The 14,163-nt window shown below is 71.1% G+C and carries 12 protein-coding genes; 9 read left to right on the plus strand and 3 right to left on the minus strand.

The features are described from left to right. Both ACIF83_RS20080 and ACIF83_RS20085 read left to right on the plus strand, forming a co-directional pair. Positions 1–753 (plus strand): ABC transporter ATP-binding protein, encoded by a 753-nt coding sequence (locus tag ACIF83_RS20080; protein WP_393478215.1) that lies wholly within the window; start codon positions 1–3, stop codon positions 751–753. A 46-nt stretch (positions 754–799) separates the two neighbouring features. After that, positions 800–1,333, plus strand: coding sequence for a hypothetical protein (locus ACIF83_RS20085; RefSeq protein WP_399728552.1), 534 nt, complete (start codon positions 800–802; stop codon positions 1,331–1,333). Between the two features lie 45 nt (positions 1,334–1,378). Here ACIF83_RS20085 and ACIF83_RS20090 read toward each other — a convergent pair whose 3' ends face one another. From ACIF83_RS20090 to ACIF83_RS20100, 3 genes are all read right to left on the minus strand, one after another. Beyond that, positions 1,379–4,021, minus strand: a complete 2,643-nt coding sequence (locus tag ACIF83_RS20090) for a WD40/YVTN/BNR-like repeat-containing protein (RefSeq protein WP_393478211.1) — start codon at positions 4,019–4,021, stop codon at positions 1,379–1,381. A gap of 163 nt (positions 4,022–4,184) precedes the next feature. Then, positions 4,185–5,291: a GNAT family N-acetyltransferase gene (locus tag ACIF83_RS20095; protein ID WP_393478208.1), complete on the minus strand. Its 1,107-nt coding sequence runs from the start codon at positions 5,289–5,291 to the stop codon at positions 4,185–4,187. Positions 5,292–5,605: 314 nt separating this feature from the next. Beyond that, a complete protein-coding gene (locus tag ACIF83_RS20100) occupies positions 5,606–6,475 on the minus strand; it encodes a helix-turn-helix transcriptional regulator (protein WP_399728557.1) in 870 nt (289 codons plus the stop codon). A 140-nt stretch (positions 6,476–6,615) separates the two neighbouring features. On the opposite strand from ACIF83_RS20100, the gene ACIF83_RS20105 reads away from it, so the two are divergent. The 7 genes from ACIF83_RS20105 (at position 6,616) to ACIF83_RS20135 (ending at position 14,146) form a co-directional block, all read left to right on the plus strand. Continuing rightward, entirely contained in the window at positions 6,616–7,365 is a 750-nt protein-coding gene (locus ACIF83_RS20105; RefSeq protein WP_399728560.1) for an SDR family oxidoreductase, read from the plus strand. A gap of 35 nt (positions 7,366–7,400) precedes the next feature. Continuing rightward, the gene (locus tag ACIF83_RS20110; protein WP_399728563.1) at positions 7,401–8,309 is read left to right on the plus strand and encodes an SDR family oxidoreductase; all 909 of its coding nucleotides are present in this window, start codon (positions 7,401–7,403) and stop codon (positions 8,307–8,309) included. 26 nt (positions 8,310–8,335) lie between these two features. Then, complete coding sequence (locus tag ACIF83_RS20115) at positions 8,336–8,551, plus strand: tautomerase family protein (RefSeq protein WP_393478199.1); 216 nt, start codon at positions 8,336–8,338, stop codon at positions 8,549–8,551. Positions 8,552–8,626: 75 nt separating this feature from the next. Beyond that, on the plus strand, positions 8,627–9,055 hold the full coding sequence (locus ACIF83_RS20120) for a PaaI family thioesterase (protein ID WP_398139906.1): 429 nt from the start codon (positions 8,627–8,629) through the stop codon (positions 9,053–9,055). Positions 9,056–9,735: 680 nt separating this feature from the next. Beyond that, positions 9,736–11,907, plus strand: coding sequence for a TIM-barrel domain-containing protein (locus ACIF83_RS20125; protein ID WP_399728826.1), 2,172 nt, complete (start codon positions 9,736–9,738; stop codon positions 11,905–11,907). Between the two features lie 116 nt (positions 11,908–12,023). Continuing rightward, positions 12,024–13,238 (plus strand): chitinase, encoded by a 1,215-nt coding sequence (locus ACIF83_RS20130; protein ID WP_399728568.1) that lies wholly within the window; start codon positions 12,024–12,026, stop codon positions 13,236–13,238. 134 nt (positions 13,239–13,372) lie between these two features. Beyond that, a complete protein-coding gene (locus tag ACIF83_RS20135) occupies positions 13,373–14,146 on the plus strand; it encodes a polysaccharide lyase family 7 protein (protein WP_399728571.1) in 774 nt (257 codons plus the stop codon). Positions 14,147–14,163 lie beyond the last annotated feature (17 nt).

The raw sequence follows: 14,163 nt of genomic DNA on the forward strand, positions 1-14,163 counted from the left end.
ATGCTGCGCCTCGACTCGATGACCCGCCGCTTCGGTGACCACCTCGTACTGGACCGCGTCGACCTCACCGTGCCCGACGGCCAACTGCTGTGCGTGGTCGGGCCGTCGGGCTGCGGAAAGTCCACACTGCTGCGGACCATCGCCGGACTGCTGCCCGCGGACGAGGGCACCGTCACGATCGACGGCGCACCGGTGACCGGCGTGCCCGACCGGCTCGCGGTCGTGTTCCAGGAGTACGGCCGCTCGCTGCTGCCCTGGCTCACCGTCCGCGACAACGTGGCCCTGCCGCTGCGGCGCCGTGGCCTCGGCCGGGCCGCGCGGCACGCCGAGGCCGAGGCCATCCTGGAACGCGTCGGCCTGCACGGGGTGGCCCGCCGGCATCCTCGGCAGCTGTCCGGCGGCATGCAGCAGCGCGTCGCCATCGCCCGCGCGCTGGTCTGCCGCCCCTCCCTGCTGCTCATGGACGAGCCGTTCGGCTCCCTGGACGCCCGTACCCGCGAGGACCTGGAGGACCTGCTCCTCGAAGTGCATCACGCCGACGGCACGACCATCGTGTTCGTCACCCACGACATCGACGAGAGCGTGTACGTCGGTGACCGTGTCGTCGTCCTCTCCGCCGGCCCCGGCTCCCGCGTCGTGCGAGACCTGCCGGTCGACCTGCCCGGCAAGCGGGACCAGATCGGCACGCGGAGCCTGCCCGGTTTCGTGGCGCTGCGCACGGAGGTGGGCCGGGCGGTGCGGCAGGGCGACTGAGTCGGGGGCATCCTGGGAGGCGTACACGGGGCCGGGAGGTGTGGGCATGCGGTGGTGGGCCGGTGGGTGCGTGGCGGCCGCGGTCGTCGTGCTGGCGGGGTGCGGGGCGTCGGCCGGCGGGGGCGGGGCGGCTGGTACGGCGGCGTCCGGGAGCGACTCACCACGGCCGTCGTCCCCGGCACGCGCCACCGAATCGTCCGGCGGCGGGGCCACGCCCACGACGGGATCCTCCGCGTCGGCCGGAAGCTGCGCCGCCGGGCACGTGGAGGTCACCGTCTCCCCCGGTGACCGGGTCCGGGGGCTGTGTGTACGGCCCGGCACCGTGATGACACTGCTTCTGCGGCCACGGCTGGACGACAAGCGGTGGACCGGCGTGGTGAGTTCTGCGCCTGCCCTCGTCCTGGTCTCGGGTTGGCAGGTGGACCCGGACGGCACCGCGCACGCCACCCTGCGCTGTGCGGGCACCCGGGGCGGTGCCGCCCGGGTCACCGTCTCGGCGAAGGCGCCGGACGTGGCGGGAGCCCCGCGGGGCGTCTTCACGCTGGACGTGAACGTGGTGCCGTATGCGCAGAACGGGTGACCCCAGGGTCAGCGGGGTCACCCGTTCCTCACTCGTCCGCGTGGCTCAGTCGAGGTCGCGGAGCCTGACGGTGTAGATGCCCCGGCCGTGGGTGGCCGCGTACAGGGTGCCGCCGTCGGGGCTCGTCTTCAGCTGGAGGACGGCGACGGCGGGGAGGTCGCCGACGCGCTGCCACGTCGTACGGCCCGGTGCCCGGTAGACGACGCCGAGGTCGGTGGCCACGGCGAGGCCGCCGTCCGCCGTCACCAGGGCGGAGTCGGTCGGCACGTCCGGGAGGTTCGCCGAGACGTCCTTCCAGGTGGTGCCGCCGTCCGTGGACTCGAAGACATGGCCGACGCCCGCGCCCGGGCCCTCGGTCCAGTGCCGGGAGAAGCCGTTGACCGCGAGGAAGACGTGGTCGGCGTTCTTCGGGTCGACGGCGAAGCCGCTGAGGTAGCGGTTGGGTACGGTCCCGTCCACCGGCAGGGTGATGTCGTGCCAGCCGGTGCCGTCCGCGTTGCCGACGGCGATGCCACGGGCGAAGCCCTGGTTGTTGCACGGTCCGCACCAGGCGGCGTAGATCTTCCCGCCGGAGGCGGCGACGGCGGTGGCGACGCGTCCGGCGCCGAAGTCGTGCACGCTCGTCCACTCGGAGCCGCTGCGGATGGCGTAGCCGTGGGTCTGCACCCAGATGTGGCGGCCGCCGGCGATCCAGGTGGAGCCGTTCTTCAGGTCCGTCGCGAGCGGGGCGATGAAGCGGGCCTCACTCGTGGCGTTGTCGGGCGGGGCGACACCGTACGACGTGGCCTTGCTCGCGTCGGTGGTCCAGCTGCCGTCGTTGACCGCGCAGTTCTGGGTGACCTGGACGGCGAGGTAGACGTACTCCTGGGCGATGTCGCAGCCGTTGGCGGGATCGGTGAGGGTGTCGCCGCCGTCGCCGCCGAAGTTGGAGCCCATCACCTTGTCATTGCCGCGCAGGACGGACTGGCCGTTGTCCTGCAGGCCGCCGGTCACGGACAGGCCTCCGTGGTCGAGGTCCTTGCCGATCCCGACGGAGTAGTACTGGAGGGTGTCGATGGTGCCGTCGTTGAGGGAGGTCCAGTCGGTGGCGTGGCCGGAGGCGTCCTGGGAGCCGTCGGCCGGGCGCTTGTAGACACCGCCGTCGTTGCCGACGTACACGAAGCTCTTGCCGTGGTAGCGGCCGATCGCCACGCCGTGCTGGTCGGAGTGGGTGGTCTGGTGACAGTCGCCGGTCTGCTTGGCGGGGTCGATGCTCCAGCAGGAGAAGGTGAAGTTCCAGTACGGGCCGACGGTGGACCAGTTGGTGCCGCCGTCCTTGGTCTCGTAGACCTCCTCGAGACCGGCGTAGACGTGCTGCGGGTCGCTCGGGTCCACCGTGAGGAACTGGTTGTACCAGGCCTGGACGCCCGGCATGTAACCCGCCGAGGTCAGCGCCGAGTTGTCGGCCGCCAGTCCCTTGTAGTCGGCGATCTTCGTCCAGGGGCCGGTCGGAGAACCGGACTTGGAGACGAAGATGCCTTCCAGACCGCTGTCCGGGTTGGTGTTCAGCTGCTCCGGAGACTGCTCGATGGCGTAGTAGCGGGAGCCGTCGGAGGAGCGGGCGAAGGTGACGTTGCCGACGTTGTCCGCATCGCCGGGCAGGTCGCCGAGGCCACCGGTGATCCGCGTCCAGGTGCCGTCGGTCCGGGTGTAGAAGCCGTTGTAGTCGTCGCCGCTGCGCCAGCCGACGGCCAGGACCACCTTGGACGGGTCCTTGGGGTCGATGGCGATGTCGTTGGCGATGTTCTTGTACGGGGCGCTCGGGTCGCCGGCCTTGGAACCGCCCGGCAGATAGTCGGGGTTGGGCGCGAACTCCAGCTTCCAGGGGCCGCTCAGCTTCTTCGTGGAGTGGCTCCAGACGCCCTCGCTGGTGGCCGCCCACACCTTGCCGCCGCCGAAGCGCAGCTCGTGGATGGTGGTGCTCTCCAGTTCGTCGCCGCCGACCCGGCGGCGCGGGGAGAACGTGCCGTGGTGCGGGTGGGACAGGACGTAGACACCGCTGCCGAGGTAGGCGTCGGCGTTGGTGGTGGCCTCGCCGGTGCCCAGCCACAGCCGGCCCGCGCCGTCGAGGGCGAGGGCGCCGGTGGACTGCGCCGGCAGCCGGTCGCTGATGGGCTGCCAGTGGCCGCCTCCGCTGCGCGAGCGCCAGACCCCGCCGCCGGCGCTGCCCGCGTAGACGTAGCCGCTGTCGTCGGCCGCGATCGCGGCCATCCGGCCGGTCACATTGCCCGAGCCGCCACTGGAGTTGGAGTCGATGTCGCGGTAGCGCGGGTCGTCGGAGTTGTACGGCAGGTCGGTGATGTTGCGCCACCTGCCGTCCGTGCTCGGCAGGTTCCGAAGACCGCGCCAGGCGGCGCCGTACGCGCCCGGTGCGACGACACCGGGTGAGGTGCGGGCCTCCGCGTACTGGTCGGCACCCTCGGCGATCTCGTCCGCCTCGTTGCCGTCGTCGTCATCGGCCTTGAGGTGCGGCGACATGGCACCCACCGACTGCACCCGCTCCTTGGCGAGTCGGTCGAGCGTGCGGACGCCGAAGGGGCTGACGCCGCCGCGGCCGGAGGCGGCGGACGGGGGTATCGCGACGAGCGCGGCGGACGCGGTGAGCGCGCAGACGGTGAACCACCGTCTTCTGCGGGTCGGCAAGGACAACGGGGACCTCCCAGAGGGGCATCGACTGCCGTCGCAGGAGACCCGACCACGCGGACGGAGGATCATCCGGAACTTGACGCACTTTTGACAAGAACCTGCCAGTAGCTGACGGTCCGGCCCGCGATTTTCCGGGGCAGCAGGCGGCGGGTGGCGTCCCTCCGCGTCACTCCCTGCGACCTGACGCGCCCGACAGGCCCTGGGTGCGCAGTCGGCCCGCCGCCTTCAGCAGGCGGTCGGCGGGCTCGCGCAGCCGGGGATGGGCGAGGACCGTGTTGCGCAGGCCGCGCACCGGTCTGCGCCACAGTCGCTGCGCCATGGCCACGGGGTGGGTCCGGGCCGCGAAGCCCTCGCCGACCCGCAGTTCACGGGTCTTGAGCCAGTCCTTGTACTCCTTGTCGCCGCGCCCCAGGTCGACCAGGGTCACCCCGTTGCGGGCGGCTGCCTCGGCGGTCCTCAGATGCATCATCAACCCCGGCGAGTAGTACTGCAGTTCGGGGTCGTAGGCGGTGAACCAGGCCGCCAGGACCGTGCTGGAGCGCGGGCCGAAGTGGGCGGCGACCGGGCGGTCCCCGGCATACAGCACGGACAGCACCCCGGTGAAGTGTTCCTCGCGGACATGGAAGAGGTGGTCCACCAGGTCCACGATCCAGGGCCGCGAGAACCGGTCCATGCGTCCCGTCCGGCGGTACTGGGCGGACTTCCACTCCATGAGCGTGCGCAGGGCCCGCGGGTCCCGCTCGTCGAACTCGAACCGCACCTCGCCGATGTCCCGCCCGAGCCGGCGTTCCTTCTTCAGCGTCGTCTTGGCCAGCCCCGGATAGGCGCCGCGCAGCCACTGCGCATAGCTGCCGTCACCGGGCTTCACGTCGATCACCGGTGAGGCGAAGGTGCCGGTGACATGCGGGGCGAACGGCCGCTGCTCCTGGACGAGATGGTCGAACTCGAAGATGCTGAGCCCGCAGGCGCGCAGCAGATCCGCGGCGTCCCAGGTGACGCCGGGCCGGTGCACCAGGGCCTGGCAGTCGGACAGCCCGAGTCCGATGGCCCGGCCGGTGCCCAAGGGCCCTCTCTCGTACGGGAAGAAACCGACGGGTTCCCCGTCCTCCCGCAGGATCGCCACCCGCGCCCCGCCCCGCTGACGGCCCACCCCGATGGTGAACTCCGGTGCCAGGAAGGGGTTGGCGTACTCGGGCGACTCGTCCATCGCCCGGTGCCAGGCGGCGCGCAGCGCGGAGGTCAGGTCACCGGGTCTGTGGATCGTGATCTCCACGTCAGCTCGACCGCCCTTCCGCCGGCTCCGCGAGTGATCTGTCGCGTTCGGCACAGACCGGCAAGGCGTGTGGACCATCGTGTGGACCGTGGCTCATGGATCGCATGGGCGACCGCTCCCCCCCCATGACGCGTCGGGCGCGTCCTGCCATCTCTTCCGCTGACTCCGACTCCCCGCCGTGCGCCAGTGCTCAAACGTCGCGAAACCGTACGCACACTGTCAAGGGTGCCTCAGGCGACGGATGGTCCGCCACGGGTCCGCGGACATCCGTGACGAGTCAGGACGCATGGCGTGAACTGTGCGCCCCCCTTTCCTCAGCCCGGCCGGTGCTCCGAACGGTCCGCACCCGCCGTCAGGTCCTGGGTGCCGATCACCGACAGCAGTTCCAGCTGTGCGGCGCCCTCGGTGCCGGGCGGGGCGCTGAACCACAGCAGGCGCTGGCGGCCGTCCTCGCTGAACAGGTTGTGGCAGTCGAGTTCGACGACGCCGAGCGCGGGATGGACGATCCGTTTGTGGTCGGTGCGGCGAAGGGCCACATCCCGCTGCTCCCAGAGCGCGGCGAACTCCTCGCTGCGGCGGCGCACCGCGACCACCATGCGGGCGACCTCGGCGTCCTTGGCCCGGCGGGCCGCGACCGCCTGCAGGTCGGCGACGAAGACCCGGGAGTGGTGCGGGTGGTCCTCGACGGGGTAGACGGCGCGGGCGGCGGGGTCGGTGAACCAGCGGTACACGAAGCTCGCCTCGGGGCCCCGGGTGGCCGGGGGCGGGCCGAGGAGCGCCAGGGCGAGCGGGTTCTGGGCGAGGGTCTCGTGCAGGTCGTTGATGATCTGCGCGGGGGTGGTGGCGAGCCGGTCCAGCAGCCCGAGCAGGGCGGGCTGGGCGTGTGCCGCGGTGCTGTGGGCGGTCGGCACGGGGCGCTCGGCGAGGTGGAAGAGGTGGTCGCGTTCGTCGGCGCTCAGCCGCAGGGCACGGGCGAGTGCGGCCAGCACCTGTGCGGAGGGCTGGGCGCCGCGGCCGCGCTCCAGCTCGGTGTAGTAGTCGGCGGAGAGCCCGGCCAGTTGCGCGACCTCCTCGCGCCGCAGTCCCGGGACCCGGCGGCGGGGCCCGGCGGGCAGGCCGACGTCGGCGGGACGGACCCGGTCACGGCGGGACTTCAGGAAGGCGGCGAGCTCCGAGTGGTTCACGCCCCCATGGTCACCCCTGCCGCGACGCGTAACCAGGGGTTGCCGACCCCAGGGTGAGGTGAGCCGTGGCTGCCGCACGGACCGCGGCCCAGGCTGGAGGCGCAACCAGGAACCAACCCCTCCAGCGCTCAGGAGTCCCCATGTCCACGCAGGAATTCGCAGCCTCCCGTGTCGCCGTCGTGACCGGTGGCTCCCGCGGCATCGGCCGCGAGACGGTGACCCGGCTCGCCTCCGACGGCTACGCCGTGGTGGTCGGGTACGCGGGCAACCGCGACCTGGCCGAGGCCGCCGTCAAGGACGTCACCGCGGCCGGCGGCCGTGCGGTCGCCGTCCGGGCCGACGTCGCCGACGAAGAGCAGGTCGCCGAGCTGTTCGAGACGGCCGCCCGTGAGTTCGGCGGAGTCGACGTCGTGGTCCACGCGGCCGGGCGGATGTACCTCGCGCCGATCGCCGAGCTGGACCTTGCGGAACTGGACGCCATGCACCGCACCAACATCCGCGGCACCTTCGTGGTCGCCCGGCAGGCGGCCCGGACCCTGCGCCGGGGCGGCTCGTTCATCGCCTTCTCCACCTCCGTGGTGGGCCTGTCCTTCCCGGCCTACGGCGCCTACAGCGCCAGCAAGGGAGCGGTCGAGGCGATGACCATGGTGCTGGCCCGTGAGCTGCGCGGCCGGGACGTCACCGTGAACGCCGTCGCTCCCGGGCCCACGGCCACCGATCTGTTCCTGGACGGCAAGGACGAGGAGACGGTCGCGAAGCTGGCCGCCCAGCCCCCGCTGGAGCGGCTCGGCACGCCCGCCGACATCGCCGAGGTGGTGGCCTTCCTGGCCTCCCCGGCCGGCCACTGGGTCAACGGGCAAGTCGTGCGCGCCAACGGCGGCATCGTCTGACCCCCTCCGCCCGCTCCCTTTCCCTGCGAGGAATCATGACTACCGACACTCCCCTGACCGTCCTGGTCACCGGCGCCTCCAGCGGATTCGGCGCGCTGACCGTGCGCGCGCTCGCCGACGCCGGTCACACCGTCCACGCGGGCATCCGGCAGACGGCCACCCGCAACGCGCCGGCCGTGGCCGAACTGGACCGGTACGCGGCCGAGCACGGCGTGGCCCTGCACGCGGTCGACCTCGACGTCACCTCCCAGGACTCCGCCGACGCCGCCGTCGCCCGGGTCCTGGCCGCCGAGGGCCGTCTGGACGTGCTCGTGCACAACGCGGGCCACATGGTCACCGGACCCGCCGAGGCCTTCACCCCCGAGCAACTGGCCCAGTTGTACGACGTCAACGTGCTCGGCGCCCAGCGCGTCAACCGGGCCGCGCTGCCCCACCTGCGGGAGCGCGGCCAGGGCCTGCTGCTGTGGATCGGCAGCTCCAGCACCCGGGGCGGCTGCCCGCCGTTCCTGGCACCGTACTTCGCCGCGAAGGCGGCGATGGACGCGCTGGCGGTCGGCTACGCCGCCGAGCTGGTCCGGTTCGGCATCGACACCGCGATCGTCGTCCCCGGCGCCTTCACCTCCGGGACCAACCACTTCGCGCACGCGGGCGCGCCCGCCGACACCGGGCGCGCCGCCGCCTACGACGACCGCTACGGCAGCCTGCTCGCGGGCCTGGACCAGCGGCTCGGGGCGCTCGTCCCGCCGGACGCGGACGTGGCCGAGGTCGCCGAGGCGGTCGTACGCCTGGTGGACCTGCCCGCCGGCCGGCGGCCGCTGCGCACCCACGTCGACCCGAGCCGCGACGGCAGCGAGGTCGTGTCCGCGGTCGCCGACCGGATCCGCGTCGACTTCTTCCGCCGCGCCGGACTCGAGGACCTGCTCACTGCCGGCAGCTCGCTCTGACACCCCGTCGACCAAGGAGATCCACCATGCCGTTCGCGAACTTCAAGGTCCCCGCCGGAAGCCTGGACGAGAAGCAGAAGGAACTGATCGTCACCCGCACCACCGAGCTGTACGCCGAGATCTACGGCGAGCGCGCCCGCGCCACCACGCTGGTCCTGGTCGAGGAGGTCGCCGACGGCGGCTGGGGCATCGGGGGCGGTGTGCTGACCCTGGCCGTGATCCAGGAGTCGTCCGAGGACTGACTGGCGCACCCTGCCCGGCGGCACCACAGTGGATCACCTTCGCAGCACCAAGGCACCCACGAAAGGCGGTACTTCATGTCCCCCTCCGAGCCGGTCGTCCCCAAGCCCGGTGATCTGCTGGCCGTCATGCCGTTCGCGGCCGGGTTGGGCATCGAGTTGCGGGAGGCCACGGCCGAGCGCACCGTCGGGAGCCTGGCCTGGTCACCGGATGTCTGCACGGCGGGCGGTGCGCTGCACGGCGGAGCGCTGATGGCGCTCGCGGACAGCGTCGGTGCCGTGTGCGCCTACCTGAACCTGCCCGAAGGGGCGTCCGGCACCTCGACGGTGGAGTCCAAGACCAACTTCCTGCGCGCGGTCACCGCCGGCCACGTCCGCGCCACGGCTCGCCCCCTGCACCTCGGCGGCACCCTGCTGGTGGTGCAGACGGACCTGCACGACGACCGGGACCGGCTGGTAGGGCAGACCACGCAGACCCAGATCGTGCTCCGGAAGAACACCGGCTGAGCGTCACCGACACGAAGGCCGGCCCCTGTGGATGGTGGGGCCGGCCTTCGTCGTGTCCGGCCGTGATCCGCACCGCCGTATTGACATGAACCTGCGTCAACCCCGAGGCTTCGTGCGTGAAGTTGCTCGATTGAACCTCTTTTCGAGCGCTTCCGAGCAGAAACGCAAGGACAGTCAATCCGCGATGGTGCGATGGGAGCTGTTCCGCCGTGCGAAGAATCCGACACCGCGTGCCGTGGCCGGCCTGGGTTCCGCTGGGGCTGGCGACCGCCCTGGCCGGTACCGTGCTCACCGCCCCGGCACCCGCCGCGGCCGCCGCGACAGCGGCCGGCGCCGTACTCGACTCCGCCCACAGGAGCGTCGACTGGCAGAGCCCGGTCTACGCCAAGGGCACCGGCGGCGGCCCCGAGAGCTGCCCCGGTGCGGCCGGCGACCCCGACAGCAAGGTCTGCGACCGCTTCGACCTGACCGTCTCGGTGCCGGACGGCTACTGGGACGACAACCCCGAGGGCGGGGTACCGCTGTCGATCAAGTGGGAGAAGCCCTCCGACGACTTCGACCTGTACGTCTACGACGACCACGGCAAGCAGGTGGCGTCCAGCGCCGGCACCGCCGACCCCGAGGCCACGGTGATCCCGCGCGCGTCGGGGACGTACCACGTCCTGGTCGTGCCGTACGACGTGCACGACAACTCCTTCACGGGCACGGCCTATCTGCCCGCGACCACGGACGCCGGCGATCTCACGTCCTTCTCGGGCGGCAACGGGAGCTACAAGATCGGCGCGGGCGCGCTCACCGCCCGCGCCGACTTCCTGACGGGAGGTCGGCTCCGGCTCCAGGCGGACCCGTCGGGCTCGCTGAGCGATCCGGCCGGCACGGCCATCGTGCGCAAGGAGCCCGCGCTGCAGCGGCACACCTCGTCCTTCGACGCGGGCGACTACTACGGCATCCGCTCCCCCGAAGCCGTGCTGCGCGTGTACAAGAAGCCGCTGCGGTTCGGACTGTACAAGCCCGACAACCGCACCAGGATCTGGCAGGAGGACAAGCCGCTGCGCTGGTCCACCGGCGGGATGCGGCAGAGCCTCACGCGGGGTGCCGACGAGCAGTTCTTCGGCGGCGGCGAGCAGAACGGCAGCTTCTCGCACCGCGGGCAGACCATGTACGTGGCCAACAGCTTCGACTGGAACGAGGGCGGCTACAACAACTCCCAGCCGTTCTACCTCTCCAGCGCGGGCTACGGCGTCCTCCGCAACACCTTCGCGCCGGGCGTGTACACCTTCGGCTCGCCGGTCACCACCGGGCAGCAGGAACGGCGCCTGGACGCCTACTACTTCCTCGGCGACGCGAAGCAGGTCATCGGGAAGTACACGGAGTTGGTGGGCAAGCCCTTCATGCCTCCGGTCTACGGTCTCGAACCCGGTGACTCGGACTGCTATCTGCACAACGCCAACCGGGGCGAGCGGCACACCCTGGACGCCCTGAAGATCGCCGACGGCTACACCGAGAACCAGATGCCGCTCGGCTGGATGCTGGTCAACGACGGCTACGGCTGCGGGTACGAGAACCTGGAGCAGACCGCCAAGGGTCTGCAGGACCACAACGCCCAGCTCGGTCTGTGGACGCAGGACGGTATCGACAAGCTCGCCGACCAGGTCAAGGCGGGCCAGCGGGTGGCCAAGCTGGACGTCGCCTGGGTCGGCAACGGCTACAAGTTCGCGCTGGACGCCTGCGACGCGGCGAAGAAGGGCATCGAGGACAACAGCGACGCGCGCGGCTTCGTGTGGCTGCCGGTCTCCTGGGCGGGCGCCCAGCGGTGCGGCGTGCTGTGGAGCGGCGACCAGAAGCTGTCCTGGGACTACATCCGCTGGCAGATCCCGACCTACGCCGGGGCCACCATGTCCGGCATCGCCTACAACACCGGTGACGTGGGCAGCATCTACCGGCACGACGCCAAGATGTACGCCCGGGACCTGCAGTGGAAGGCGTTCCTGCCGGCGATCATGACGATGGACGGCTGGGCCAGTGACATCACCACCGGCAAGCCCGCCGACCAGCAGCCGTGGCGGGACGGCGAGCCGTACACCTCGGTCAACCGCAAGTACCTGCAGCTCAAGGAGCGGCTGCTGCCGTACATGTACACCCTGTCCGCCGAGGCGGCGAAGACCGGCGTGGGCGCGGTGCGCCCGCTCTGGCTGGAGTACCCGGACGACCCGAACACACTGGGCGCGCAGGCCAAGTACGAGTTCCTGTCCGGCCGCGACTTCCTCGTCGCCCCGGTCTACCAGGACTCCGACACCCGCGACGGCATCTACCTGCCCAAGGGCACCTGGACCGACTACTGGACCGGCCGTACCTACCAGGGGCCCACCACCCTGAACGGCTACCACGCCCCGCTCGACACCCTGCCGCTGTTCGTGCGGGAGGGTGCGATCGTCCCCATGTGGCCCAGTGGCACGACGAGTTGGCAGACCCGCGACCGGCACGAGCTGGACTGGGATCTTTATCCGTCCGCCCACGGCACCAGCCGCTACACGCTGTACGAGGACGACGGCGTGACCCGCGACTTCGCCGAGGGCGCGGCCGCCGCCCAGCGCGTGTCGGTGCACGCCGGCGCCGAGGGGACGACCGTCTCGGTCGGCGCGAGCAAGGGCGACTACGCGGGCAAGGTGGACGCGCGGACGTACCGGTTCACGGTGCACGGCGACACGGCGCCCGACCACGTCCTCCTCGACGGGCGACAACTGCCGGACTCCGCCTGGTCGTTCGACGCGGACACCCACGTGACGACGGTCAACACGCCGAGTCTGCCGCTCGATCGCGGCTTCACCGTGCACCTGGTCGATGCGAGGTAAAGAAATCGTATGGTCTAGTCCAAAGACCAAGTTGGTCTAGTCCAACTTATTGACGTGGCCGCAACAGCTCCCGGAGGGTGGGGCCACTCCCCACCCCCACCCTCTGGAGGCACCCGGTGAGACGTCTTCACGCATGTCTGAGCGCGGCGGCGGCCGTCACGCTCGCCGCCGCGGGCACGGCCGCGCTCGCCGCGGGCAGCGCCTCGGGCGCGACCACCGCGCTCAGCAACCGCTGGTACGCCGCCGCCCCGTATCTGATGCCGCTGGACAACGACCCGCCGGACGCGGCCACCATCATGGACGCCACCGGCCTCAAGGCCTTCCAGCTGGCCTTCGTCCTCGCGCCCAACGGCGGCGGATGCTCCCCGACCTGGGGCGGCACGGCCGCGGTCTCCTCCGACACGGCGGTCCAGGCGGTCATCGACACCATCCGGGCCAAGGGCGGTGACGTCTCCGTCTCCATCGGCGGGTACGGCGGCACCAAGCTCGGGCAGGCCTGCTCGGACGCCGCCTCCACGGCGGCCGCGTACCAGCAGGTCATCACCAAGTACGGGCTGCACGCCATCGACTTCGACCTGGAGGAGCCGGAGTACGAGAACAGCGCGGCGATCAGGAACGAGATCGGCGCCGCGAAGATCCTGCAGCAGAACAACCCGGGTCTGTACGTGTCCGTGACCACGGCCGGCACGGCGGACGGCACCGGCTGGTTCGGCAAGCAGATGCTGCTGGAGGCCAAGTCGCAGGGGTTCACCCCGAACAACTTCTCCATCATGCCCTTCGACGGCGGCTTCAACGGTGCTGCGAGCCAGACCGGCGCGCTGACCAACTTCAACTCGATCCTGCAGTCCACCTTCGGCTGGGACCAGGCGACCGCCTACGCCCACGAGGGCTTCTCCGGCATGAACGGCCGCAGCGACACCGGCGAGTACTTCACCCAGGCCGACTTCCAGACCGTGCTGGACTACGCCACCAGCCACAACATGGACCGGTTCACCTTCTGGTCCCTCAACCGCGACCGCCAGTGCACGCCGGCCGACAACGGCGGCCGCACGTCAGGCACTTGCTCCAGCGTGACCCAGAACTCCTGGGACTTCGCGAAGTACTCGGTGAAGTTCGCCGGGGTCACCCCGCCGACCAACACACCCACCCCCACACCCACTCCGACGCCGACCCCGACGTCCTGCAAGACCGCCTGGAGTTCGACGGCGGTGTACACCTCCGGGAACGAGGTCTCGTACAACAAGCACAACTGGAAGGCCAAGTGGTGGACCCAGAACGAGGTGCCCGGTGCCTCCGAGTGGGGTCCGTGGCAGGACGAGGGCGCCTGCTGAACCCCTTGACGTGTCTGGTTCAGACCTCTAGCTTCACGGGTCACCGATGACCAAGGATGCGTTCAGCGTTCATCATGCTGAACGACTCGACGGCTGAACGCCTGAACGCATCCTTCCGGCGGAAGGCCCCCCACATGACCCGCTCCCGGCTCCTCGCGACCACGACCGCCGCGGGCTTGGCGCTCGCCCTGACCGCCCTCGGCGGCAGCGCCGACGCGGCCGACCCGCATGTCGCGCCCGGCGGCAACTTCGACCTGTCCGTATGGCAGCTCCAGGAGCCCGTCGGCTCACCCGGCTCCCCGACCACCGTCCCCTCGTCCCGGCTGCAGGGGGCGAACGGCTACCAGGACGCGTACTTCTACACCGACACCCGCGACGGAGCGATGACCTTCTGGGCGCCCGAGAAGGGCGTGACCACGCCGAACTCGAACTACGCCCGCTCCGAGCTGCGCGAGATGAACCGCAACGGCAGCCCCGCCGACTGGCCGCTCAGCGGCTCGCACCGGATGAGCGCGACCCTGCGGGTGGTCTCGGTGACCAAGAACGTGTGCGTGGGCCAGATCCACCTCGGCTCCGGCGGCTCCTCCACCAAGCCGCTGCTGGAGCTGTACTACCACGCGAACGGCGACATCGTGCTCGGCACCGAGAACTCGCCGTCCGGCGGTCAGACCCCGCACACCGTGGGACACGTGTCGATCGGCAAGACGTGGACCTACACCATCGCGGTCTCCGGCGGGAACACCATCGAGCTCACCGTCAACGGCACCACCACCCGCTACGGCATCCCGTCGTCGTTCTCGCCCTACAAGCAGTACTTCAAGGCGGGCTCCTACAACCAGTCCTCCTCGGACAGCACCACGAACGGGGCCCGGGTCGCCTTCTACGGGCTGACCGTCCGGCACGGGTGACACGCGGCGCGACCTGC

Origin of the sequence: Streptomyces sp. NPDC085866 (assembly GCF_044541035.1) — a bacterium.
Taxonomy (GTDB): Bacteria; Actinomycetota; Actinomycetes; order Streptomycetales; family Streptomycetaceae; genus Streptomyces.